Annotated in this window: 19 protein-coding genes; 9 read left to right on the top strand and 10 right to left on the bottom strand. The window is 70.1% G+C overall.

The window, feature by feature from the left end:
- Positions 1–2 precede the first annotated feature (2 nt).
- The 5 genes from AADR41_RS23015 to AADR41_RS22995 form a co-directional block, all read right to left on the bottom strand.
- Positions 3–701, bottom strand: a complete 699-nt coding sequence (locus AADR41_RS23015) for a hypothetical protein (protein ID WP_342283277.1) — start codon at positions 699–701, stop codon at positions 3–5.
- Between the two features lie 296 nt (positions 702–997).
- Positions 998–1,717: an ABC transporter permease gene (locus AADR41_RS23010; RefSeq protein WP_124719945.1), complete on the bottom strand. Its 720-nt coding sequence runs from the start codon at positions 1,715–1,717 to the stop codon at positions 998–1,000.
- 30 nt (positions 1,718–1,747) lie between these two features.
- Positions 1,748–2,659: an ABC transporter ATP-binding protein gene (locus AADR41_RS23005; protein WP_342283276.1), complete on the bottom strand. Its 912-nt coding sequence runs from the start codon at positions 2,657–2,659 to the stop codon at positions 1,748–1,750.
- Positions 2,656–3,564, bottom strand: coding sequence for an ABC transporter permease (locus tag AADR41_RS23000; RefSeq protein WP_342283275.1), 909 nt, complete (start codon positions 3,562–3,564; stop codon positions 2,656–2,658). The genes AADR41_RS23005 and AADR41_RS23000 overlap by 4 nt, the downstream gene beginning before the upstream one ends.
- Complete coding sequence (locus tag AADR41_RS22995; protein ID WP_342283293.1) at positions 3,554–4,543, bottom strand: ABC transporter ATP-binding protein; 990 nt, start codon at positions 4,541–4,543, stop codon at positions 3,554–3,556. The genes AADR41_RS23000 and AADR41_RS22995 overlap by 11 nt, the downstream gene beginning before the upstream one ends.
- A gap of 426 nt (positions 4,544–4,969) precedes the next feature.
- On the opposite strand from AADR41_RS22995, the gene AADR41_RS22990 reads away from it, so the two are divergent.
- From AADR41_RS22990 to AADR41_RS22965, 6 genes are all read left to right on the top strand, one after another.
- Positions 4,970–5,821 carry a M24 family metallopeptidase gene (locus tag AADR41_RS22990; RefSeq protein WP_342283274.1) on the top strand — a complete coding sequence of 284 codons (852 nt, stop codon included), beginning with the start codon at positions 4,970–4,972 and terminating at the stop codon, positions 5,819–5,821.
- Positions 5,818–7,599 carry an SDR family oxidoreductase gene (locus tag AADR41_RS22985; protein ID WP_342283273.1) on the top strand — a complete coding sequence of 594 codons (1,782 nt, stop codon included), beginning with the start codon at positions 5,818–5,820 and terminating at the stop codon, positions 7,597–7,599. The genes AADR41_RS22990 and AADR41_RS22985 overlap by 4 nt, the downstream gene beginning before the upstream one ends.
- Positions 7,596–8,570 (top strand): MerR family transcriptional regulator, encoded by a 975-nt coding sequence (locus AADR41_RS22980; RefSeq protein WP_342283272.1) that lies wholly within the window; start codon positions 7,596–7,598, stop codon positions 8,568–8,570. The genes AADR41_RS22985 and AADR41_RS22980 overlap by 4 nt, the downstream gene beginning before the upstream one ends.
- Before the next feature lie 169 nt (positions 8,571–8,739).
- Complete coding sequence (locus tag AADR41_RS22975; protein ID WP_342283271.1) at positions 8,740–9,282, top strand: RNA 2'-phosphotransferase; 543 nt, start codon at positions 8,740–8,742, stop codon at positions 9,280–9,282.
- 98 nt (positions 9,283–9,380) lie between these two features.
- Entirely contained in the window at positions 9,381–10,280 is a 900-nt protein-coding gene (locus AADR41_RS22970; RefSeq protein ID WP_342283270.1) for an LLM class flavin-dependent oxidoreductase, read from the top strand.
- A gap of 120 nt (positions 10,281–10,400) precedes the next feature.
- A complete protein-coding gene (locus AADR41_RS22965; RefSeq protein WP_342283269.1) occupies positions 10,401–11,267 on the top strand; it encodes a Cof-type HAD-IIB family hydrolase in 867 nt (288 codons plus the stop codon).
- A 105-nt stretch (positions 11,268–11,372) separates the two neighbouring features.
- On the opposite strand, the gene AADR41_RS22960 is transcribed toward AADR41_RS22965, so the two are convergent.
- The 5 genes from AADR41_RS22960 to hisC form a co-directional block, all read right to left on the bottom strand.
- Positions 11,373–13,079, bottom strand: coding sequence for a sensor histidine kinase (locus AADR41_RS22960; RefSeq protein ID WP_342283268.1), 1,707 nt, complete (start codon positions 13,077–13,079; stop codon positions 11,373–11,375).
- 58 nt (positions 13,080–13,137) lie between these two features.
- A complete protein-coding gene (gene cydD, locus AADR41_RS22955) occupies positions 13,138–16,671 on the bottom strand; it encodes a thiol reductant ABC exporter subunit CydD (protein ID WP_342283267.1) in 3,534 nt (1,177 codons plus the stop codon).
- 108 nt (positions 16,672–16,779) lie between these two features.
- Entirely contained in the window at positions 16,780–17,781 is a 1,002-nt protein-coding gene (gene cydB / locus AADR41_RS22950; protein WP_317860230.1) for a cytochrome d ubiquinol oxidase subunit II, read from the bottom strand.
- Positions 17,782–17,799: 18 nt separating this feature from the next.
- Positions 17,800–19,308: a cytochrome ubiquinol oxidase subunit I gene (locus AADR41_RS22945; protein WP_342283266.1), complete on the bottom strand. Its 1,509-nt coding sequence runs from the start codon at positions 19,306–19,308 to the stop codon at positions 17,800–17,802.
- A gap of 323 nt (positions 19,309–19,631) precedes the next feature.
- Complete coding sequence (gene hisC / locus AADR41_RS22940) at positions 19,632–20,711, bottom strand: histidinol-phosphate transaminase (RefSeq protein ID WP_342283265.1); 1,080 nt, start codon at positions 20,709–20,711, stop codon at positions 19,632–19,634.
- Positions 20,712–21,081: 370 nt separating this feature from the next.
- Here hisC and AADR41_RS22935 point away from each other — a divergent pair, with 370 nt between their 5' ends.
- From AADR41_RS22935 to AADR41_RS22925, 3 genes are all read left to right on the top strand, one after another.
- The gene (locus tag AADR41_RS22935) at positions 21,082–22,194 is read left to right on the top strand and encodes a LacI family DNA-binding transcriptional regulator (RefSeq protein ID WP_342283264.1); all 1,113 of its coding nucleotides are present in this window, start codon (positions 21,082–21,084) and stop codon (positions 22,192–22,194) included.
- Between the two features lie 158 nt (positions 22,195–22,352).
- Positions 22,353–23,426 (top strand): metallophosphoesterase, encoded by a 1,074-nt coding sequence (locus AADR41_RS22930; protein ID WP_446751100.1) that lies wholly within the window; start codon positions 22,353–22,355, stop codon positions 23,424–23,426.
- 182 nt (positions 23,427–23,608) lie between these two features.
- Complete coding sequence (locus tag AADR41_RS22925; RefSeq protein WP_342283262.1) at positions 23,609–24,433, top strand: hypothetical protein; 825 nt, start codon at positions 23,609–23,611, stop codon at positions 24,431–24,433.
- The last annotated feature ends 56 nt before the right edge of the window (positions 24,434–24,489 follow it).

The raw sequence follows: 24,489 nt of genomic DNA, 5'->3' as shown, positions 1-24,489 counted from the left end.
GATCAGCGCTGCTTGTTGCTGCGCCGGCTCAGTTCCTTCAGGTTGCGGGCGAGTTCATCCATCCTGCCGTCGATACGACCGATGTCCTCGGACATGTGGCCCAGCCGCACGCTCATGGCGCCGACGACCTGATGGGTGACGTCCAGCCGCCGGTCGAGGCTGTCGAGCCGGTGCGACATCCGGTTGAGGACGGGGCCGAGCTCCTGGAGCGCGGTACCGACTCCGGCCAGGCAGCTCTCCACCCGGGTGACGCGGTGTTCGAGCGAGGCGTAGCCCGCCCGCAGGTCCTGCTCGGCGTCGAGCAGATACGTACGGACGCATCGGGCGATGTCACTGTCGCGAAGAAGCATCGCGACGTTGAGGACGGTCCTGCGGGTGAAGAGGGTGAGCCGAGTGGCTGCCTGTGGATAACTTCCGACCCCCTCACCATTCCATAGGGACAACATGTCCCTATGGAATTCCCGCAGCTCAGCGCCACACATGAGGATGAGTCCGTTCTCTGCGACCTCGGCTCGATGCCGCTGAGTGACCTTCTTGATGACCTCTGTGGATACTTCGAAGTACCGGGCCACATCTTCTGTGCGAAGGTGAATTCCGTCTGGGAGCATGACAAGGCTCTTGACCTTGTCGAGGACATCGACGCGCTCCATCTGCTCCACGCGCAGCGCGCGCGATTCGAGCAGGGCGACTTCTGTGGGCATGGGCATGCCTTCCGATCAAGGAACGACGATCCGCGAAACCGTCGACGGGCAGCCCTGTCCCGGGCCTGAGGGGCGGAGGACGCTCACGGTTGCCACTCACTCGATGACCGACCCGGCGGGCTCCGCCTCGCCGGCATCGGCACTCCCTGTTTCACGAAAGCCACGACGCCACGGATTCCAGTTGCCTCCACGCGGCCTGCCCAACGAACCGATAACCGTACAGTTACGCGTACTACTGTCCGAAATGCGTCAACCCCCGCCCGGAAGGCGAGGGTTGACGGGGCGAGCAGGGCGAGTCACTCCTCGCCGGCCAGCTTCAGCGTGCGCAGCTTCTGGCCCGCGTACCAGGTGGCCACCACGGTGACCGCCGCCAGCAGGACCGTCGCGGTGGTCAGTCCGACGTCGGAGGTGATCGCGCCCGAACCCCCGACCTTCTCGGCGACCGCGAGGGACCACTGCTGGACGCTGAGCGTGCGCGCCCCCGGTACCAGCGAACCGAACAGGGCCTCCCACACCAGCGCGTAGACGAGGCCGAAGACGACCGCGTGCCGGCTGACGGTGCCCAGCAGCAGGAACAGCGCGCTGTACGCGATCGAGGCGACCAGCGCCGCGATGGTGTAGGCCACCGCGATCTGCTGGCCGTTGCCGTTGAGGATCAGGCCCGCGATCAGCGTGGGCAGCGCGGAGAAGACCATCGTCACGGCGATGGCCACGATCAGCTTGGTGAAGATGATCGTCGGCCGCTTCACCGGCTTGGACAGCAGGTAGACGATGGATCCGTCGTCGATCTCGGGGCCGATGGCCCCGGTTCCGGCGATCACACCGATCAGCGGCACCATCGTGGCGATGGCGAAACCGCTGAGCACGTCCGAGGCCACCTGGTCGTCGGATCCGGCGAACGTCCGCACCGCGACGGCGATGACCACCAGCAGTACCGGCAGGACGAACAGGATGGCGGCCCGGCGCCGGCCGAGCAGGGCCCGGTAGGTGAGCCGGGCGACTGTGGGGTCGTACATGACGATTCACAGCTCCTTTCAGGCCACTACTCAGGCCGCTACGAGATAGGAAAAGACCGATTCGAGGGACTCGTCGGACGGCGAAACGGTCAGCAGACGGATTCCGTGCTCACGCGCGACCTTCGGCAGCAGCTCGGTGAACCGTCCGAAGTCGACCGCCTGGATGAGCAGCGCCTGCTCCCCCCGGTCCACCTCGATGCCGGCCGTCGACGGGTCGGCGATCAGCGCGGCGGCGAGAGCGCGGTCGTCGCTGGAGCGTACGAGATAGCGGTGCGGGCGGTCCGTCATCAGCCGGCGGATCTTGCGGAAGTCGCCGGAGGCCGCGTGCCGTCCGGCCACAATCACCTCGATGTGCGAGGCGAGCTGCTCGACCTCTTCGAGGATGTGGGAGGAGAAGAGCACCGTACGGCCCTGTGCCCCCATCCGTCGCAGCAGCTCCATCAGCTGCATCCGCTGGCGCGGGTCCATCCCGTTGAACGGCTCGTCGAGCAGCAGCACCGAGGGCTCGTGGACCAGCGCGGACGCCATCTTCACGCGCTGGCGCATGCCCTTGCTGTACGTCGAGATCCTGCGGTCCTGCGCGTACTCCATCTCGACCGTGGCCAGCGCCCGCTGCGCCTCCGCGTCGCCGAGTCCCTGGAGCTCCGCGTTGGCGACGACGAACTCGCGGCCGGTCAGGAAGTCGTACATGGCTTCCCGCTCCGGCACGATCCCGATGTCCCGGTACACGGCCTCGTTCCGCCAGATCGGCCTGCCGTCCAGCGTGACCGTGCCCGTCGACGGGGCGAGAAAACCGGCCATCATGTTGATCAGCGTGGACTTCCCCGCGCCGTTGGGCCCGAGCAGCCCGGTGACGCCCGGTCCCACCGTCATGCTCACGTCGTTGACGGCGACCACATTGCCGAACCAGCGCGAGGTGTGGTCGATCTCGATGGTGGTCACAGCCCGACCCTCCGGTAGCGGCGCATCAGTACGGCGTACGAGCCGGCGACGAGCGCGAGAACAACGATCAGATAGGCCACGCCGGCTCCGGTTCCCGGGGCCGCCCCGCCGGGGAAGGCCGAGTCGGCCCCGAGGAACGCGCTCTGCACGCCGCCGATCAGCGTGATGGGGGAGAAGAGCCCCAGCCACTCGACGGCCCCTTCGGAGCCGGTCTGCCAGGCGATGGCCTGGACCGTGGAGACCGCACCGTAGGTGATGGTCAGTACGGCGATCACCGCGGCGACGCCGAAGCCGCGACGCGGTGTCAGCGCGGCCATCACCAGGCCCAGCGCGGAGAAGAGCACGGAGAGCAGTGCCACCGAGACCAGCCCCTGTCCGAATCCCTTGGTCTGGTCGGCGAAGTCGAACTTCCCGAGGAGCGCGCCCACGTAGAGGATGAGCAGCGGCGTGCCGGTGAGAATGAGGAGCGCGGAGGCCATGGCGGCCAGCTTGGCCACGACGTAGTCGACCCGTTCGATCGGCCGCGAGAAGTACAGCGGCACACTCTTGAAACGCAGGTCCCTGGAGACCGACTGCGGTGCCTGTGCGGCGAGGAAGAGGCCGATCACGGCCTGGAGGTAGATCGCGAACGCGGTGTACTTGATCGGCAGGCCCGTCGCCGCGGGGTTGGCGATGGCGACGGCGACGATGATCGCCGAGACCATGCACATCACGCCGAAGAGCAGCATCGGCAGCACCTTGGACTTGGCGGAACGGCCGAGTCCGAACGTCCCGCGCAGGGACTGCGAGTACAGCGATCGCCGCGCATAGCCACGGCCCAGCCGCGGGCCGTCGTAGGAGCGGTATCCGATGTTGTGGATGCGGGAGGTGTCGCCCCCGGCCACGGTCCCGGTCTCAGTGCTCATCGCGACCGCTCCCCTTCTGCTCTGCGGCGGACTGCTGTACGGCGTGCTGCTGTACGGGTCCGGTGGCCTCGGGGGCCTCCTCGGTACGGAAGACCTCGGCGATGTGGTGGCGCCGCTGCTCCATCCGTACGAGACCGAGCTCGAGCCCGGCGACGCTGTCGCGCACGATGTCGTACGTCTCCTCGCCGACCGCCTCGACCAGCAGGATGTGGCCCGCGCCGGGCAGCCCCTGCGTGTCGAGGCCGTCCTGGCCGATGAACTTCACGCCGGCCCGGGTGAGGACCTGACGCAGCGCGTCGGTGCCGTCCGGGTGGGTGTCGCTGTCGGTGACCTCGACCGCGAGGGTCGCGGTGGTCTGGGTGAAGTCGCTGGTGGAGCTGGAACGCAGCAGCGTGCCGCCGTCGATGACGACGACGTGGTCGCAGGTGCGTTCCAGCTCGCCCAGGAGGTGCGAGGTGACCAGGACCGAGATGCCGAAGTCGGTGTGGACGCGGCGGATCAGTCCGAGCATCTCGTCGCGGCCGACCGGGTCGAGGCCGTTGGTCGGCTCGTCGAGCAGGACCAGCTGCGGGTCGTGGACCAGCGCCTGCGCCAGCTTCACCCGCTGTTTCATGCCGGTCGAGTAGCCGCCGATGGGGCGGTAGCGCTCCTCGTACAGACCCACGTGCCGGAGCGTGTCGGCGGTGCGCTCGCGCGCTGCCGTCGGCGGCAGTCCGGACATCCGTGCCATGTGGACGACGAACTCGGTGGCCGAGACGTCCGGTGGCAGGCAGTCGTGCTCGGGCATGTAGCCGACCCGTTCCCGGATGGCGGCGCCACTGGTGGCGACGTCGAGCCCGAGCACCGCGGCCCGGCCTTCGGTGGCGGGGGACAGACCCAGCAGGATCTTGATCAATGTGGACTTGCCGGCTCCGTTGGAACCCACCAGCCCGGTCACACCGGGGCCGATGTCCAAGGAGAGCCGGTCAAGCGCGGTCACCCGGGGGAACCGCTTGCTCAGGCTTTCGGTCGCGATCACAGTCACAGTTCGAAGGTAGTGGCGCGGGCCACATCAGTCGTCAGCCCTGGCGGCTGGTTCGGCCTCCGACTCCAGATGTACGGACCCGTAGGGGGCCACCACGAGGGATGAGGCGCCGGCCGGGGACCGCCGGGAGGGGCGGCCCGGCGGGTGTCGGCGGAGTGGTCGGCGTGGCTGCCCAGAGTGTGTCGGCGGAGTGGTCGGCGGGGCAGCCCGGCGCGTGTCGGCGGGGTGGCCCGGCAGGTGTCGGCGGGTGGTCGGCGGGGTGCCCCGGCCGAGTTGTCCACAGGTCTCCGCACACCCCTTGACGTAGCCGCCGGACATTGTCACATTCATCAGTGTCACGTTACGGGCACGTACCGCACACGGCAGGGAACGGACGGTGGCATGAACTCGGCAGTGAAGGACGAAAAGGCCCCGGAGCTGCGGGGGTTCAGAGAAGTCCAGAGCCTTGCGTACGCCTGCGCGGAGGCGGTCGCGGGCCGGCTCAAGCCGGGCGTGACCGAGCGTGAGGCGGCCCGCATGCAGCGCGACTGGCTGCGTGAGCGCGGGGTGCGGGACTGGTTCCACCTCCCCTTTGCCTGGTTCGGGGACCGCACGGCGTTCGCCGGCTTCAAGGTGCCCCTGCAGTTCTTCCCGACCAGCCGGAAGCTGGAGCCGGGGATGCCGTTCATCCTCGACCTGGCCCCGGTGTACAAGGGCTTCACGGCCGACATCGGCTACTCCGGCTGTCTCGGGCTCAACCCCCTGCACGACAAGCTGCTGGCCGATCTTGAGGCCCACCGCGCGCTGATACTGCGCGAGGTGCGCGAGCGGCGTTCACTGCGGGAGATATACGAGAACGTCGAACGCCTGATGATCAAGCAGGGGTACGCCAACCGCCACCGCGCCTATCCCTTCGGCGTGATGGCCCACAAGGTCGACCGCGTCACCGAGCGCCGCTGGTCCCCGCAGGTGTTCGGCTTCGGCACCCAGTCCCTCAAGGGGCTGATGAGCGACGCACTGCACGGGCACCGGGACGGCTGGTCGCCGCTGTGGAGTCCGTACCGGTTCTCCGACCATCCCCCGCAGCCCGGGCTGTGGGCGGTGGAGCCGCATCTCGGATTCCGCGGCACGGGCGCCAAGTTCGAGGAGATCCTGGTGGTCACCGACTCCAAGGACCCCGAGCAGAGCGCCTTCTGGCTGGACGACGATCTGCCGCATGTGCGGCGCTGGGCCGAGGAAAGGGTGGCGGCATGAGTCTGCGAGACCTGCCGGGGGCGCGCGAGCGCCGGGTGCGTACGGGCGGAATCGAGCTGTGCGTCGCCGAGTTGGGCGACCAGGAGCGGCCCACGGTCGTCCTGGTGCACGGCTATCCGGACAGCAAGGAGGTCTGGACGGAGGTGGCGAAGCAGCTGGCCGACCAGTGGCATGTCGTGCTGTACGACGTGCGCGGGCACGGCCGGTCCACTGCCCCGAAGCCGCTGCGCGGCGGCTTCACCCTGGAGAAGCTCACCGACGACTTCCTGGCCGTCGCCGACGCGGTGAGCCCCGACCGGCCGGTGCATCTGGTCGGGCACGACTGGGGGTCGGTGCAGTCCTGGGAGTTCGCCACGGTCAAGCGGACCGAGGGCCGGATCGCCTCGTTCACCTCGATGTCCGGCCCCTCCCTGGACCACTTCGGGCACTGGATCAAGCAGCGGATGGCCCGGCCCACCCCGCGCCGGGTCGGCCAGCTGCTCGGTCAGGGCGCCAAGTCCTGGTACGTCTACATGCTGCATACGCCGGTCCTGCCGGAGCTGGCCTGGCGCGGCCCGCTCGGCAAGCGGTGGCCGCGGATGCTCGAACGGCTGGAGAAGGTCCCGGCGGGCGACTACCCGACGTCCTCGCTGCCGGACGACGCGGCGCACGGCGCCTGGCTCTACCGCGACAACGTCCGCGCCCGGCTGAGCCGGCCGCGCACCGACGCCTACGCCCATGTGCCCGTCCAGCTGATCACCCCGACCGGTGACGTCTTCCTCTCGGAGAAGCTGTACGACCAGCTTGAGCTCTGGGCACCGCAGTTGGTGCGCCGCACTCTCGAAGGCAAACACTGGGTGCCGCGCACCAGGCCGGACCAGCTCGCCTCCTGGATCAGTGAGTTCGTCGCCACCAACGAGGCCGCCGAGGAAAGCGGCCGTCCGGTGCAGGACACCGCGCCGACCGGGGCGTACGCGGACCGGTTCGGCGGCCGGCTGGTTCTGGTGACGGGCGCGGCCGGCGGCATCGGCCGGGCCACCGCCTTCGCTTTCGCCGAGGCGGGCGCCCGGGTGGTGGCCGTGGACCGGGACGCGGAGGGCGCCGCCAGAACGGCCGAGATGGCCCGGCTCATAGGAGCTCCGGCCGCCTGGGGCGAAGAGGTCGACGTCAGCGACGAGCAGGCGATGGAGAAGCTCGCCGAGAAGGTCGCCGCCGAGTACGGAATCGTCGACGTCCTGGTAAACAACGCCGGGATCGGTCTGTCCGGCTCCTTCCTGGACACCACGAGCGAGGACTGGAAGAACGTCCTCGACGTCAATCTGTGGGGCGTCATCCACGGCTGCCGGATCTTCGGCAGGCAGATGGCCGAGCGCGGCCAGGGCGGCCACATCGTCAACACGGCCTCCGCCGCCGCCTATCAGCCGTCCCGGGCGCTGCCCGCGTACAGCACCTCCAAGGCGGCCGTGCTGATGCTCAGCGAATGTCTGCGGGCCGAGTTCGCCGATCGGTCGATCGGGGTCAGCGCCATCTGCCCCGGCATCGTCAACACGAACATCACCGCGACGACACACTTCGCCGGGGCCGACGCCGCGGAGGAGAAGCGCCTGCGGAAGCGGACCAGCCGTCTGTACGGGCTCCGCAACTACCCGCCCGAGCGGGTGGCCGACGCGATCCTGAAGGCGGTGGTGCGCAACCAGGCCGTCGTGCCGGTCACCCCGGAGGCCCGCGGCGCCCGCGTCCTGTCCCGGTTCAGCCCCGGCGCGCTGCGCGGCATCGCCCGGCTGAAGCCGCCGCTGTGAGCGGCCCCGGGCAGTCGGCGGCGGACCGGAAGTCCGCCGCCGAGTACCGGATCGAGGACCTGGCGCACGCGAGCGGGGCCACGGTCCGCACGATCCGCGCCTACCAGGACCGCGGTCTGCTGCCGACACCGGAGCGGCGCGGCCGGGCCAATGTGTACCGGGACACCCATCTCGCCCGGCTCCGGCAGATCGCCGATCTGCTGGACCGCGGTTACACACTGGCCAGCATCAAGGAGCTCCTGGACGCCTGGGACACCGGCCGCGGTCTGGGCGGGGTGCTCGGGCTCGTGGCCGAGGTGCACGGCCCCTGGACGGACGAGCGGGCCGACCGGATCACCCGGGACGAGCTGAACCGCAGGTTCGGCGGCACCCCGGACGACGAGGCGGTCGCCGAAGCGGTGGACCTCGGCGTGCTCGAACCCATCGCGGGCAGGGACGACGAGTTCCTCGTGCCGAGCCCGCAAGAGCTGGCCGTGGCCGTGGAGTTGTACGCGGCGGGCGTGCCGCTCGGCGCGATCTCCGGACATCTGAGGGAACTTCGCGGCCGGGTCGAGCAGATCGCCTCGCGCCTCCTGGAGTTCACCACCGAGCATGTCTTCGCCCGCTATCTCGGCCACCGTCCGCCGACCGACACGGACGCGGCCGAGGCGGCCGCCATGGTGCGCAGACTGCGTCCGCTCGCCCAGCAGACGGTCGATGCCGAACTCGCCCGTGCGATGCGGACTTTCGCGACACGTCATCTGCATCATCATCTGGGTGCGGACACGCCGCTCGAACCGGATTCCGCCGCGGTCGCGACGCAGCGGGTGGACCTTCCGCCCGGGACGATCCGGGCCGTGCAGCGGCTGGTTGGGCCAGAGAACGTCTCCGCGTTCGTCACGGCGTCCACGGAACGCGAGGTGCAATCAAGGACATTGGACTCACTTGCTCCACTCACTGTACATACAGGGCATATTGACCAAACGGGTTGATTTCCCTTTGACTTGTCCACAGAATCACCAAATAGCCTGTGGATAACTCAAGTTGACTGTGGATCAAACCTGTGGACGAAAATTTCATCGGCACAGCCGAGAATTGCTTCAGCACATCGTGTGCGAAACCGGGATGCGCCGGCGAGACCATCACCGGCACCCTGAAGGTATGGACGAAAGACGCACCGTAAAGGTGTCCAAGTACCTCTCGAAGCATCTGCGCCACCAGCCGGAACGGATCGGCATCACACTCGATGCGAACGGCTGGGTGCCGATCGACACGCTGCTGCACGCCATGGCCCGCAACAACGTCCACCTCACCCGGGCCGAGCTGGACCATGTCGTCGCCGTCAACGACAAGCAGCGCTTCGCCGTCGAGAACGACCGGATCCGCGCGAGCCAGGGCCATACCGTCCCGGTGGATCTCGACCTGCCGCCGGCCGAACCGCCCGCGTACCTCTACCACGGCACGGTGGGCCACGCGCTGGACTCGATCCGGAGCGAGGGCCTGCGGCCCATGGACCGCACGCACGTCCACCTCTCGCCCGACCGCGAGACGGCGACCAGGGTCGGTGCCCGGCGGGGCCGGCCCGTCGTCCTGTCCGTGGACGCGGGCGCGATGCACCGCGCCGGCCACACCTTCCACGTCAGCGCCAACGGCGTCTGGCTCACCGCCTCCGTACCACCCGAGTTCCTGCGGTTCCGCGGCTGACCGGCGACGGCTGACCGAAGGCTCGGCCGCCGGGCAGCGCCGGGGCGGCGTCCACACAGAACAGGATCATCCGCTTCTGGCCCCGTATCGTCGTAGCCATGCGTCTGAGCACTGTGATTCTGCCGATCCACCGCTGGAGCGAGGGCCGGAAGGTCTGGCAGCGCGCCGAGGAACTGGGGTTCCACGCCGCCTACACCTACGACCACCTGGCCTGGCGGAGCTTCCGTGACGGCCCCTGGTTCGGTGCGGTCCCGACCCTCACCGCCGCGGCCGCCGTCACCGACCGCCTCCGCCTGGGCACCCTCGTCACCTCCCCCAACTTCCGGCACCCCGTCACCCTCGCCAAGGACCTCATCACGCTCGACGACGTCTCCGACGGGCGCATCACCCTCGGCATCGGCGCCGGCGGCGACGGCTTCGACGCCACGACACTGCGCCGGAGCGACGAGGACCCGTGGACGCCGCGCGAACGGGCCGACCACTTCGAGGAGTTCGTGCCGCTGCTCGACCAGCTGCTGCGCGAGCCCTCGGTGACCTACGAGGGCACGTTCTACTCGGCGAACGAGGCGCGGAACATCCCCGGCTGTGTGCAGCGGCCCCGGCTGCCGTTCGCGGTGGCCGCCACCGGCCCGCGCGGGATGAGGCTCGCCGCCCGGTACGGGCAGGCCTGGGTCACCACGGGAGACCCGAAGCTGATCGGGACGGGTACCCCGGAGCAGTCGGTGGAGGCCGTTCGCGGACAGGTCGCCAGGGTGAGCGCCGCCTGCGAGTCCATCGGCCGCGACCCCGCCGAGCTGGACAAGATCCTTCTGACCGGGTTCACCCCGGGCGACCCGCTCCAGTCCCTCGACGCCTTCGTGGACTTCGCCGGTACCCACTTCGCGCTCGGCATCACCGAGATCGTCGTCCACGACCCGATCCCCGACTCCGACTTCGCGGCGGACGAGAAGGTCTTCGAACGCATCGCCACGGAGGCCCTGGACCAGCTCCGCCGCTGATCCACCCGCCATCGGGACCGGCGGCATATGCACGGGGCATGTTCCCCTGGTCAGGGGCGCGCATCCTCAGATGTGCGCCCCTCCGCACGACCGTGCACCCTCGTACGCGAGAATGGACGGGTGACCTCAGCTACCGACTCGCCTCCGCCTGCCGCTGTCCGGCTGATCGCCACCGACCTGGACGGCACCCTGCTCCGCGACGACAAGACGGTCTCCGACCGCACCGTCGCCGCTCTGGCCGCTGCCGAGGAGGCCGGTATCGAGGTCTTCTTCGTCACCGGACGCCCGGCCCGCTGGATGGACGTCGTCAGCGACCATGTGCACGGTCACGGCCTGGCGATCTGCGCCAACGGCGCGGCGGTCGCCGATCTGCACGCCGGCGGCAAGCTGGTCGAGGTCCGGCCGCTGGAGCGCCCCATCGCCCTCGATGTGGTCCGCTCGCTGCGCGCCGCAGCCCCCGGCACCACCTTCGCCGTCGAGCTGGCCACCGGCATCCACTACGAACCGGACTACCCGCCGTTCCACCGGGACCCGGGCGCCACGGTCGCCGTCGCCGAGAAGCTGCTGCACGAGGAGTCTCCCGGCACCGGTGTCCCCGTACTGAAGCTCCTCGCCCACCACGCCGAGCTCGCCCCGGACGACTTCCTCACCCTGGCCCGTACGGCGGCCGGCGACCGGGCCTCCTTCACCCGGTCCAGCCCCACGGCGCTGCTGGAGATCAGCGGCCCGGGGGTTTCCAAGGCCAGCACGCTGGAGCTCTGCTGCGCCGAGCGCGGCATCTCGCCCGCCGAGGTCGTCGCCTTCGGGGACATGCCCAACGACGTGGAGATGCTGAGGTGGGCGGGCACCTCGTACGCGATGGGCAACGCCCACCCGGCCGCACTCGCCGCCGCCTCCGGCCGGACCACCACCAACGGCGAGGACGGTGTCGCGGTCGTCATCGAGCGGATCATCGCCGAGCGCCGGTCCTCCGGCACCGGGCGCTGAGCCCCGAGGCCGTACGCCGCGCTCCGCGAGGGGTCCTGCCGGGGCGAGTCCTTCCAGAACGGCCGCCCCGGGGAAGGGCCTCGGCGCGGCCGCCCGGGGAACGCCTCAGAGAGGCGCCTCCCACACCACGGTCGTACCGCCCCCGTCCTCCCCGATCCCGGGGCCGAACCAGCTCGCGCCGCCGAGCGACTCCGCCCGGCGGGCCAGGTTCCGCAGTCCGCTGCGCCGGCCGTTCTCGGGGATGCCCACCCCGTCGTCGGCGACCGAGAGCCGCACCGCGTCCCTCCCGTCGGGCAGCGTGGCGGTCGCGTCGACGACCACGTCGATCAACGACGCCTCGGCGTGCCGGAAGGCATTGGACAGTGCCTCCCGCAGGGCCGCGATCAGGTTCTTGCCGGTGAGCTCGCCGACCAGCGCGTCGACCGGGCCGAGGAAGCGGTGCGAGGGCTTGAAGCCCAACGGGACCGCCGCCATGTTGATCTCGCGCAGGACCCGGGTGCGCAGCCCCGACGGCGCCTCTGCGGGTTCCTGCTGGAGCGCGAAGATCGCGGTGCGGATCTCCTGAATGGTCACGTCCAGTTCGTCGACCGCCCGGCCGATCCCGGTCTGCACCTCGGGCACCACCGACCGGCGCTGGGCGCTCTCCAGCATCATCCCGGTCGCGAACAGCCGCTGGATGACCAGATCGTGCAGATCACGGGCGATCCGGTCCCGGTCCTCGTAGACCGCCAGCCGCTCCCGGTCCCGCTGTGCCTCGGCCATCATCAGCGCGAGCGCCGCCTGCGAGGCGAACTGGGTGGCGAGGGTCCGCTCGGTCTCCGTGAACGGCCGGCCGCCCCGGGCGCGGGGAGTGGCGAGCGCGCCGAGCACCCGCCCGCCGCTGTGCAGGGGCAGCAGCATGCTCGGACCGTACCGGGGGGCCAGCCTGGTGACCATGCGGGCGTCGGTGGCCGAATCGTCCACGAAGACCGCCTCGCCGCCCAGCAGTTTCGCCGCCACCGCACTCTCGGGCCCGATGATCACCCCCAGCGAGGAGCTGGGGTCGTCCGAGGAGACGGCGACGATCTCCAGCCCGCCGTCCCCGGTGGGCAGCAGCACGATACCGGCGGCGGAGTCGGCGAGGCGGCGGGCCTGTTCGGCGACGACGGAGAGCGCGTCGTCGGCATCCCCGCCGGAGAGCAGTGCGGTGGTCACGGCCACCGACCCGTCGATCCACCGCTCGCGCTGGCGTGCCGCCTCGTACAGCCGGGCGTTGCCGATGGCGATCCCGGCCTCGGTGGCGAGCACCCGCACCATGTGCAGGTCGTAGTCGTTGAACTCGCCGTCGTCGTCCTTCTCGGCCAGATAGAGGTTCCCGAAGATCTCCCCCTGCACCCGGATCGGGACGCCGAGGAAGGTCCGCATCGGGGGATGGCCGGGCGGGAAGCCGGCGAACCTCGGATCGGCCGTCAGATCGGCGAGCCGCACCGGCGCCGGGTCGTGGATCAGCGCGCCCAGCAGCCCCCGGTGCCCGTCGGGGCGGCGACCGATCTCGTCCGCCACCTCGTCCGGCACGCCGTAGGTGACGAAGTCGGAGAGCCCCTCGCCCTCCTCGTCGACGACGCCGATGGCGGCGTAGCGGGAATGGGCGAGTTCGGCGGCCGTCTCGCAGATCCGGTCGAGGGTGGAGTGCAGTTCCAGGCCCGCGCCGACGGAGCGCATGGCCTCCAGCAGCTGCGGGATGCGGGCGGTGATTTCGGTGGACAGGCCCTGCAGGCTGCGGGTCGCCTGGGTAGCCGCTTCGAGTGAGTCCTTCGGGTCCTGCTCCGGCATACCCCGAGAGTAGTTAGTACCGATTGGGGAGGAAAGTCGGCTGTCGGATTCGCCCGGATCACGCGGGCACGCCCACGGCCTCTCCGGCCGCCCGCTCGGGTACCCGCGTCGTGGTCTCGCGTTCGCGTGCCAGCATCCGGCGCAGGGGGCCCTCTCCGGTGGCGAGATCGGCGTACGGGCCGCGCTGCACGACCCGGCCCCCGTCGAGCACCAGCACTTCGTCGACGGCTTCGAGACCTTGCAGGCGATGGGTGATCAGGACGGTCGTGCGTCCCTCGGTGGCGGCCAGCAGGTCCGCGGTCAGGGCGTCCGCGGTCGCCAGGTCGAGATGTTCGGCGGGTTCGTCCAGGACGAGTACGGGGAAGTCGGCGAGGATCGCCCTGGCCAGGGCGAGGCGTTGGCGCTGGCCACCGGAGAGGCGCGCGCCGTGCTCGCCGACGAGGGTGTCGAGCCCGTCCGGCAGGGCGTCGGCCCAGTCGAGCAGCCGTGCCCGGCCGAGCGCGTCCCGCAGTTCCCCGTCCGTCGCGTCGGTCCGGGCAAGCCGCAGGTTCTCCCGGATGGAGCTGTCGAAGACATGGGCGTCCTGGGCGCACAGCCCGACGAACCGCCGGACCGTGTCGCCCTCCAGGGCATCGGCCTCGACACCGCCGATCCGGTACGTCCCGGCCCGTGCGTCCAGGAAGCGGACCAGGACCTGGGCGAGGGTGGTCTTGCCGGAGCCGGAGGACCCGACGACGGCGACCCGCCGGCCGGCCGTCAGCGTCAGGTCGATGCCGTCGAGTGCGTCCCGCACCGCTCCGGCGTACCGCGCGGACAGTCCCCGTACCTCCAGCGGGAAGGGCGACGCGGGCGCCTCGGCCGGGCTCTCGGGCTCGTGCACGGGCAGCGGCGCGTCCAGCACCTCGAAGACGCGCTCCGCGCTCCGCTCGACCCTGCGGCGGTACTGCACGGCGAGCGGCAGCCCCGTCACGGCCTCGAAGGCGGCCAGCGGGGTGAGCACCACCACCGCGAGTTCCACGCCCGCGAGCCGGCCGTCGTACACGGCGGGGAGGGCGACGAGTGCGGTGGCGACGACGGTGAGACCGGCGACCAGGGCGATGAGGCCGCCGCCGAGCGCGGTGGCGGTGGCCGCGCGGGCGGCGATCCGGGTCAGCACACCGTCGGCGTCCCGGGTGCGTTCCGCACGGGCGGGCAGGGCACCCGCGACGGTGAGTTCCGCGGTCCCGCCGAGCAGGTCCGTGATCCGGGTGGCCAGATCGGCGCGTGCCGGGGCGAGCCGGCGTTCCGTGTGGCGGGAGCAGGCGCTGCTGACCAGCGGCACTCCCACCCCGGCCAGCAGCAGCCCGGCGGCCAGCACCGCGCCGGCCGCCGGCAGCAGCCAGCCGACGAACCCGGCGGCCGCCGTGCCGACGACCACTGCGGTCGCGGCGGGCAGCAGCCAGCGCAGCCAGTAGTCCTGCAGGGCGTCGACATCGGCGACGAGCCGGGACAGCAGGTCCCCGCGCCGGGTGCGGCGGAGTCCGGCGGGCGCGACGCGCTCCAGCCCCCGGTAGACCGCGACGCGCAGTTCGGCGAGCATCTTGAGCACCGCGTCGTGCGACACCAGACGCTCGGCGTAGCGGAAGACGGCGCGCCCGAGCCCGAAGGCGCGGGTCGCGGTCACCGCGACCATCAGGTAGAGCACCGGGGGCTGTTCGGAGGCGCGGGAGATCAGCCAGCCGGAGACGGCCATCAGCCCGACGGCCGAGCCGAGGGCGAGGCTGCCCAGCAGCAGTGCGAGCGCCAGCCGGCCGCGCTGTGCCCCGGCGGCCTCCCTGACCCGTGCCAGGACCCGTCCGGAACGGGCCGCGGTCTCCCGCAGCGCTTCGGGTTCCGGCGTCGCCCCGGTGGGGGCGGAGGGTGCGCCCGTCGGCCGCGGTACGGCTGCGGACGGCTCGGCCCCGGCCGGCCGCGCGGTCGCGGCCGGGTCCAGGGTCACCACCCGGTCGGCCACCGAGAGCAGCGCCGGGCGGTGCACGACCAGCAGCACGGTCCGGCCCACGGCCAGCCGCCGTACCGCCTCGACGATCCCCTCCTCCGTCTCACCGTCCAGGCTCGCGGTCGGTTCGTCGAGCAGCAGCAGCGGGCGGTCGGCGAGGAAGGCCCGCGCCAGGGCGAGCCGCTGGCGCTGTCCGGCGGAGAGGCCCGTGCCGTCCTCGCCGATGAGTGTCCGTGCTCCGTCCGGCAGTTCGGCCACGAAATCGTGCGCCCCGGCGTCCCGCAGTGCGGCCGTCACCGCGCGGTCGTCGGCGTCCGGCCGGGCGAGACGTACGTTCTCCGCGATGGTGCCCGCGAAGAGGTACGGGCGCTGCGGTACCCAGGCGATCCGCTCCCGCCACCGCTCGGGGGCGAGCGTCGCCAGATCGGCGCCGCCGATCCGTACCTGTCCCTCGTCGGGCGCCGTGAAGCCGAGGACCACATCCAGCAGGGTGGACTTCCCGACGCCGCTGGGGCCGACCAGGGCCACGGTCTCCCCCTCGTCCACCACCAATGAGGCCTCGCTCAGCGAAGGTTCGGTACGGCCCAGGTGCCGTACGGTCACCCCTTCCAGCTCCAGCCGGAGCGAAGCGGGTACGTCCGCCGTGCCGGCCTGCCGTGGCTCGGTCTCCAGGACCGCGAAGATCTCCTCGGCGGCGGAGAGCCCCTCGGCGGCCGCGTGGTACTGCGCGCCGACCTGGCGGATCGGCAGATAGGCCTCGGGCGCCAGGATCAGCACCACCAGGCCGGTGTAGAGATCGAGTTCGCCGTGCACCAGCCGCATGCCGATGGTGACGGCCACCAGGGCCACCGACAGCGTCGCCAGCAGTTCCAGGGCGAAGGACGACAGGAACGCGATCCGCAGGGTGCGCAGCGTGGCCCGGCGGTACTGCGAGGTGATCGTACGGATGGACTCGGCCTGCGCCTTGGCACGGCCGAAGACCTTCAGCGTCGGCAGCCCGGCGACCACGTCGAGGAAGTGTCCGGAGAGCCGGGACAGCAGCCGCCACTGGCGGTCCATCCGCGACTGGGTGGCCCAGCCGATGAGGATCATGAAGAGCGGGATGAGCGGCAGCGTGACCACGATGATCGCCGCCGAGACCCAGTCCTCGGTGACGACCCTGGCCAGGACCGCCACCGGCACGACCACCGCGAGTCCGAGCTGCGGCAGATAGCGTGCGAAGTAGTCGTCGAGCGCGTCGACGCCCCGGGTGGCGAGCGCCACCAGGGAGCCGGTGCGCTGACCGCTCAGCCAGCCGGGCCCGAGCGACGCAGCCCGCTCCAGCAGCCGGCCGCGGAGCTCGGACTTGACCGCCGCGCTGGCCCGGTACGCGGCCAGTTCGGTCAGCCAGGCGACCAGGCCCCGGCCGAGCGCGACCGCGGCGAGCAGGATCAGCGGGGTCCGCAGCCCGGAGACCGTCAGTCCGTCCTCGAACCCTCCCACCACCACTTCGGCGACGAGCATGGCCTGGGCGATGACCAGCGCCGCCCCCACAACTCCGAGCGCCACCACGGCTGCCAGGAAGAGGCGGGTGGCACGGGCGTGGCGGAGCAGACGCGGGTCGATCGGTTTCACGTGAAACAGCCCCTAGCGATCTCGGTCGTCGGACCGGGGTCCGCCCGGCGGACCGGGGGTCGACTTCGCGACCCCGGCCGTGATCCGCCGGTCGGGCCCCAGCTGCGTTCAGTGCGCTTCGGCGATGTGCTGCGTACCGATGCGCTTGCGGAACACCCAGTACGTCCAGCCCTGGTACAGCAGGACGACGGGGGTGGCGATCCCCGCGCACCAGGTCATGATCTTCAGCGTGTACGGGGTGGACGAGGCGTTGGTGACCGTGAGGCTCCAGGCGTCGTCCAGCGAGGACGGCATGACGTTCGGGAAGAGCGTCAGGAACAGCATCGCGACCACGGCCGCGACGGTCACACCGGAGAACGCGAACGACCAGCCCTCGCGTCCCACCGCGATCAGGGCGACCGCGGCGACCAGCGCCACCGCGGCGACGATCATCGCCAGCAGGCTCCAGCCGTCACCGTTGTCGAGCTGGGTCCAGATCAGGAAGCCGAGCGCGAGCACCGCGGTGACGATCCCCAGCTTCAGCGCCAGCCTGCCCGCCCGCTCCCGGATGTCCCCGACCGTCTTGAGCCCCGCGAACACGGCGCCGTGGAAGGTGAAGAGGAAGAGCGTGACCAGTCCGCCGAGAATGGCATACGGGTTGAGCAGGTCCCAGAAGTTGCCCACGTACTCCATGTCGGCGTCGATCTTCACGCCGCGCACGATGTTCCCGAAGGCCACGCCCCAGAGCACGGCCGGGATCAACGAGGTCCAGAAGATGGCGTGTTCCCAGTTGGTCTGCCACTTCTCACCGGACCGCTTGGCCCGGTACTCGAAGGCGACCCCGCGCACGATCAGGCAGACCAGGATGATCAGCAGCGGCAGGTAGAAGCCGGAGAACAGGGTGGCGTACCACTCGGGGAAGGCGGCGAAGGTCGCACCGCCCGCGGAGAGCAGCCACACCTCGTTGCCGTCCCAGACGGGCCCGATCGTGTTGATCAGGACCCGTCGTTCCTTGCGGTCGCGGGCCAGCAGCTTGGTGAGGACGCCGATCCCGAAGTCGAATCCCTCCAGGAAGAAGTAGCCGGTCCAGAGGACGGCGATGAGCACGAACCAGACGTCGTGGAGTTCCATCTCTCAGCTCCTCTGCTCTCAGTAGGAGAAGGCCATCGGCCGGTCGGCGTCGTCATGGTCGCCGCCGATCCTGGTGGGCGGGTTGAGGTCGGCCTCGGTCAGCTCCGGCGGACCTGCCTTGATGTACTTCACGAGCAGCTTGACCTCGACGACCGCGAGCACGGCGTAGAGCAGGGTGAAGCCGATCATCGAGGTGAGCACCTCGCCCTGCGAGACGCCGGGGGAGACCGCGTCGCGGGTCTGGAGGACTCCGTAGACGACCCAGGGCTGGCGGCCCATCTCGGTGAAGATCCAGCCCCAGGAGTTGGCGATCAGCGGGAAGAGCAGGGTCCAGAGCGCGACGATCCAGTAGCACCTGGCGAGCTTCGGGCTGAGTGCCTTGTTCTTGAAGAGGACCAGATGCGGCACTTCGTCCTCACCGGTCCGCAGCCCCGGCGGCAGCATGAACTTCTTCCGGGTCAGCCACAGCCCGAGGATGCCGAGGGCGAAGGACGCCATCCCGAATCCGATCATCCAGCGGAAGCTCCAGAACGCGACCGGGATGTTGGGGCGGTAGTCGCCGGGGCCGAACTTCTCCTGTTCGGCCTTGTTGATGTCGTTGATGCCGGGGACGTACGAGGTGAAGCTGTCGTCCGCGAGGAAGGACAGTATCCCCGGGATGGAGATCTCCACGGTGTTGTGGCCCTTGGCCACGTCGCCGACCGCGAAGATCGAGAAGGGCGCCGAGTCCTGCCCCTCCCAGAGCGCTTCGGCGGCGGCCATCTTCATCGGCTGCTGCTTGAACATGACCTTGCCGAGCTGGTCGCCGCTGATGGCGGTGAGAAGTCCGGCGATCACCACGGTGATCAGTCCGAGCCGCAGCGAGGTCCGCATCACCGGGATGTGCTTCTTGCGCGCCAGGTGGAAGGCGGCGATGCCGACCATGAACGCGCCGCCGACCAGGAAGGCCGCGGTGATGGTGTGGAAGAACTGGGCGAGCGCGGTGTTCTGGGTGAGCACGTGCCAGAAGTCGGTGAGCTCGGCCCGGCCGCGCTCCTTGTTGATCCGGTAGCCGACCGGGTGCTGCATCCAGGAGTTGGCCGCCAGGATGAAGTAGGCGGACAGGATCGTCCCGATGGAGACCATCCAGATGCAGGCGAGGTGGATCTTCTTCGGCAGCTTGTCCCAGCCGAAGATCCACAGCCCGATGAACGTGGACTCGAAGAAGAACGCGATCAGTGCTTCGAACGCGAGTGGAGCGCCGAAGATGTCGCCGACGAACCGCGAGTAGTCGGACCAGTTCATGCCGAACTGGAACTCCTGGACGATGCCGGTGACGACGCCCATGGCGATGTTGATCAGGAAGAGTTTGCCCCAGAACTTCGTCGCCCTGAGGTACTTCTCGTTGTTCGTCCGGACCCAGGCGGTCTGCAGGCCGGCGGTGAGCGCGGCGAGCGAGATCGTCAGGGGGACGAACAGGAAGTGATAGACGGTGGTGATACCGAACTGCCATCGCGCCAGGGTCTCCGGCGCCAGAGCTAGCTCCACGTCGTCTTCTCCTTACGTCGCCGTAGTCACAGCGGCAGTTTGCCCTTTAAATCCGACTAATCATGGGAGGAAACAGGACACGCTTGTGAACGCGTTCACATTCACAAGCATTATGGCGCACAGACTTTCGGGACGTTCGGGCGGGGTACCCCTCTCGGGACGTTCCGATCAATCCACCCGAACCAGACGCCTCTCGATCCGTCCGAACCAGACGCCCCGGCCCCAGGAACGAGAGGGCCCCGCACCGGCAAAAGGCCCCGCACCTCGACGAACGAGGTGCGGGGCCCGGGGCCCTCCGTCGCGCAGGGGGCTGCGCGGTCGCTCTACAGCTCCCTGCGGTACGACTCGGCCACCTTCAGGAAGAGGTCGTTCGCCTCGTCCTCCCCGATCGAGACCCGCACACCCTCGCCCGCGAACGGCCTGACCACCACTCCGGCCCGCTCACAGGCCCCGGCGAAGTCGCCGGTACGGTCCCCGAGCCGCATCCAGACGAAGTTCGCCTGGGACTCCGGCACGGTCCATCCCTGGCCGGCCAGCGCCCGCTGGACCCGCTCGCGCTCGGACACCAAGGAGCCCACCCGCCCCAGGAGTTCGTCCTCGGCACGCAGTGAGGCGACCGCCGCGTCCTGGGCGAGCTGACTGACCCCGAACGGCACCGCCGTCTTGCGCAGCGCGGCCGCCACCGGCTCGTGGGCCACCGCGAAACCGACCCGCAGACCCGCCAGGCCGTACGCCTTGGAGAAGGTCCGCAGCACCGCCACATTGGGCCGGTCCCGGTAGATCTCGATGCCGTCCGGCACCTCGGCATCGCGGATGAACTCCCGGTACGCCTCGTCGAGCACCACCAGCACATCGCCCGGCACCCGGTCCAGGAACCGCTCCAGCTCGGCCCGGCGCACCACGGTGCCGGTCGGGTTGTTCGGGTTGCAGACGAAGATCATCCGGGTGCGGTCCGTGATCGCGTCCGCCATCGCGTCGAGGTCGTGCACCTCACCGTCGGTCAGCGGCACCTTCACCGAGGTCGCGCCGCTGACCTGCGTGATGATCGGGTACGCCTCGAAGGAGCGCCAGGCGTAGATGACCTCGTCGCCCGGTCCCGACGTCGCCTGGAGCAGCTGCTGCGCCACACCGACCGAGCCGGTTCCGGTGGCGAGGTGCGAGAGGGGCACACCGAAACGGTCGGCCAGCTCGTTCATCAGACCGGTGCAGGCCATGTCCGGGTAGCGGTTGAAGTTCGCGGCCGCCGCCAGGGCGGACTCCATCACCCCGGGCAGCGGCGGATACGGATTCTCGTTGGAGGACAGCTTGAACGCGACCGGTCCACCGGCGGCAGCCGGCTTGCCCGGTACATAGGCGGGGACGCCGTCCAGCTCGGCACGCAGCTTGGGGCTCGTCTCGCTCACCGCAGGTCCTCCTCGATCGTCTGTACACATCAATACTGCTCACCTTATGAGGATTGAGCGCCGCTGCGAATGGCCGGAGCACCCAATCGTCCGGTGCGACCAGGAATGGGGGGAGCGCCTTCCGGTCCGGCGCGCGCCGGTGGCTCACTCCGTGGCGCGCGTCCCTCGAAGAGGTGAGATGAGACCTCTTCGAGACATCGACCATTTAGTAGGCCCATCGGGTTCGATGCATGACACACTACGGTCAAGGGCCTCAACACCCTTTGTTTGCAAGGTATTTGACCTTTGATGATCATGCAAAAACGTGCCTGTCAACGAGTGAATATGCGACCAGGCCAACCACCCCTCCGAGCCCTACTATCGGCTCGCCATGACAGCAGCAGGGAAGCACCAGGTGAGCCGGACGGACACACCCCGGCGCGGCGGCCGGCAAGGACGAGCGGGAATCCGGGACGTGGCCGCCGCCGCAGGGGTCTCCATCACGACCGTCTCCGACGCGCTCAACGGCAAGGGCAGGCTCCCGGACGCCACCCGCCGCCATGTCCGCGAGGTCGCAGAGCGCCTGGGCTACCGCCCTTCCGCCGCGGCCCGAACCCTCCGTACCGGCAAGTCCGGCCTGATCGGCCTGACCGTGACGACCTACGGGGACGAACCCTTCACCTTCACCGAATTCGCGTACTTCGCGGAAATGGCCAGAGCCGCCACCTCCGCCGCGCTCGCCCGCGGTTACGCCCTCGTCATCCTGCCCGCCACCTCGCGCCACGACGTCTGGTCGAACGTCGCCCTCGACGGCACCGTCGTGATCGACCCGTCCGACCAGGACCCGGTCGTCACGGAGCTGGTGCGCCAGGGGCTACCAGTCGTCTCGGACGGACGCCCGGCCGGAACGCTCCCGGTCACCGCCTGGGTCGACAACGACCACCGGGCCGCCGTGCTCGACCTGCTCGACCATCTCGCCGCCGCCGGGGCACGCCGCATCGGCCTGCTCACCGGCACCACCACCGACACGTACACCCGCCTCTCCACCACCGCGTACCTCCACTGGTGCGAGCGCGTGGGCCAGGACCCGGTGTACGAGTCGTACCCCGCCCACGACCCCTGCGCGGGGGCGGTCGCCGCCGACCGGCTGCTCGCCCGCCCCGACCGCCCCGACGCCGTCTACGGGCTCTTCGACCCCAACGGGACCGATCTGCTGGCGGCGGCCCGCCGGTACGGCCTGCGCGTCCCCGAGGACCTGCTGCTGGTCTGCTGCAGCGAGTCCACCGTGTACGCGACGACCGAGCCCCCCATCACCACCCTCTCGCTCAAGCCGCGCAGAATCGGCACCGCGGTCGTCCAGCTCCTGATCGACGCCATCGAGGGCGTGAACCACGACGGACCGGTGGAGCAGGTCATACCGACCGAACTCATCGTGCGGACCTCCTCGCAACGCCGTCCACCCCGCACGACGGTCAGCGCGCCCCGTTCTCCGGCAGGGGATTGATCAGGAGATTTCGGACCAAACGGCCGATGAACCCGACGTGCGTCCGGATTCACCACCCCTGGTGCGTCACAGAGCACGATCCGCATTCCTATGATGGGCGCACGACACCGCGGACCGCCCCGACCAGCAGGGCCCGTCAGGTGTACGGCGGCGCGACGGTGGTGGAGGGGTCGATGACACAGGGGGCCGGTCAGGAACCCGTGGTGCGGACGGCGACGTTGCGCGACTTCCGCGTACCGCCCTATGCCCAGAGCCCGGTGCCGCCGCCTTCGGCACACCCGGGCAACGCCGTCCCCGGCGACATGCCGCCGGACGGATACACGCCCACCGCGCGCGATCTTCCGGTGATCAACCGCGGTGACACCGTGGAGGTCCCGACGGTCCCCGACCCGCTCCCCGCCCCGGAGCAGGGCCGTGGACCGCTGTACGTCGTCGGCGACGTCCACGGCTATCTGGACGAGCTCCACGCCGCCCTCGCCGAGCAGGGCCTCATCGACGCCGAGGGCAAGTGGGCGGCGGGCAATGCCCGGCTCTGGTTCCTCGGCGACTTCACCGACCGGGGCCCGGACGGCATCGGGGTCATCGACCTCGTGATGCGCCTGTCCGCCGAGGCAGCGGCCGCCGGCGGCTACTGCAAGGCCCTGATGGGCAATCACGAACTGCTGCTCCTCGGCGCCAAGCGCTTCAACGACACCCCGGTCAACTCCGGTGCGGGCACCGCCACCTTCCAGGCGGCCTGGCTGCTCAACGGCGGCCAGAAGAACGACATGGAGCGCCTCCAGGACGTCCACCTCCAGTGGATGTCCCGGCTCGACGCGGTCGTCGAGGAGGACGGGCATCTGCTGATGCACTCCGACACGACGGCGTACCTCGAATACGGCAGCACCATCGAGGACGTCAACGACACCGTGCACGCCATTCTCACGCGCAACGACGCCGATGAGTGCTGGGACCTCTTCCGGAAGCTCACCAAGCGGTTCGCCTTCCGCGACGAGTCGGGTCCGCAGGCCGTCCGGGAGCTGATGGCGGCCTACGGCGGACAGCGCATCGTCCATGGTCACAGCCCCATTCCGTACCTCCTGGGCGAGGTCGGCTCGGAGGACGGCGAGGACGGTTCCGGCCCCGTGGTCGAGGGTCCGCACGTGTACGCGGACGGGCTCGCCATCGCCATGGACGGCGGAGTGACCATGGCCGGAAAGCTACTGGTCGTCCAACTGCCTCTGCATGACTGACGCACTTCCGGGAAGACGGTCCCACGACCTGACCACGCCGACCGCTGGGCCTATTTACGGAAACCCCCTGTCACCCCGTGCCGTGGGCGCTCTACCATCGGCGTATCAGTAGCAGGCTCTCCTCCGTTTCCGCCCAACTGCGCGCATTCAGCGGGCACTCAGGCCCGACGGAGCATCGGGGGATGCACATGAACAGCGCTCCGCACCTGCTGGCCGAGGACCGACCCGAGTACGAGCGGATCCTCGACGACGCACTGCGTCATGCCCATGAACGGCCGGATCTGGCCGCGGTCGGCGAACGGCTCAATGCCGTGCAGCTTCGCACCATGGCGCTGGACGCCACCGAGCTGATCACCGCGACGGCCGCCACCGAGTACAGGCACTACGTGGAGGCCCGTGAGGAACTTCGGGGCCCTGCCGACGGGACGGACGACGAGGCGAACCCCGGTCCCGGAAAGGGCCGTTCGCATCAGTCGGGCGCCGGCATAGGAGCCGTCGTCACGGTTCTGGCGCCGGTGCTCGCCGGTACCGCGGCGTTCATATTCCTGTTGGCCGGCTATCTGCTGAGGCTGCTCGACCCGGCGCCGTCCTTCGCCTCCACGATGGTCTCGGCGGGCTGGTTCTTCGCCGCGGTCACGGCCGCCGCGATCCTGGTCGCCGCCGTCGGGCTGCTCATCACGGCACTGCGCAACGGATCGGCGGCCCAGCCCGTCGAGGACGACGAGGAGGAGCTGCCGGAGGACGTGGCGCGGGCCAGGGAGGCATGGCGTCACGCCCTGCTGGAACGCGGCATCCTGCCGTTCCTGCGGGACGCGCTCGCCGATCCCGACGCCGCTCCCGCCTCGCGCACCCCGGTCCGCTCCGCGAACCGCATCCCGAAGATCGGCTACAGCCCGCCGGACTTCTCCAGCCCGGACAACGGCCCGTCGGCCGGCCCCCGGCCGACGTTCACCTCACCGGACTTCACCAGCCCCGACTTCGGCGGCCCGGAACACGAACCGGACTGACCCGACCGGTGCCCGGTCGTCGCCCCGGGGGGGGGGGGGGGGGGGGGGGGGGGGGG

Source organism: Streptomyces sp. CLV115 (assembly GCF_038448545.1).
Lineage (GTDB): Bacteria > Actinomycetota > Actinomycetes > Streptomycetales > Streptomycetaceae > Streptomyces > Streptomyces sanglieri.
The sequence above is the reverse complement of the archived record's forward strand: the minus strand, read 5'-3'. Positions and strand labels throughout refer to the sequence as shown.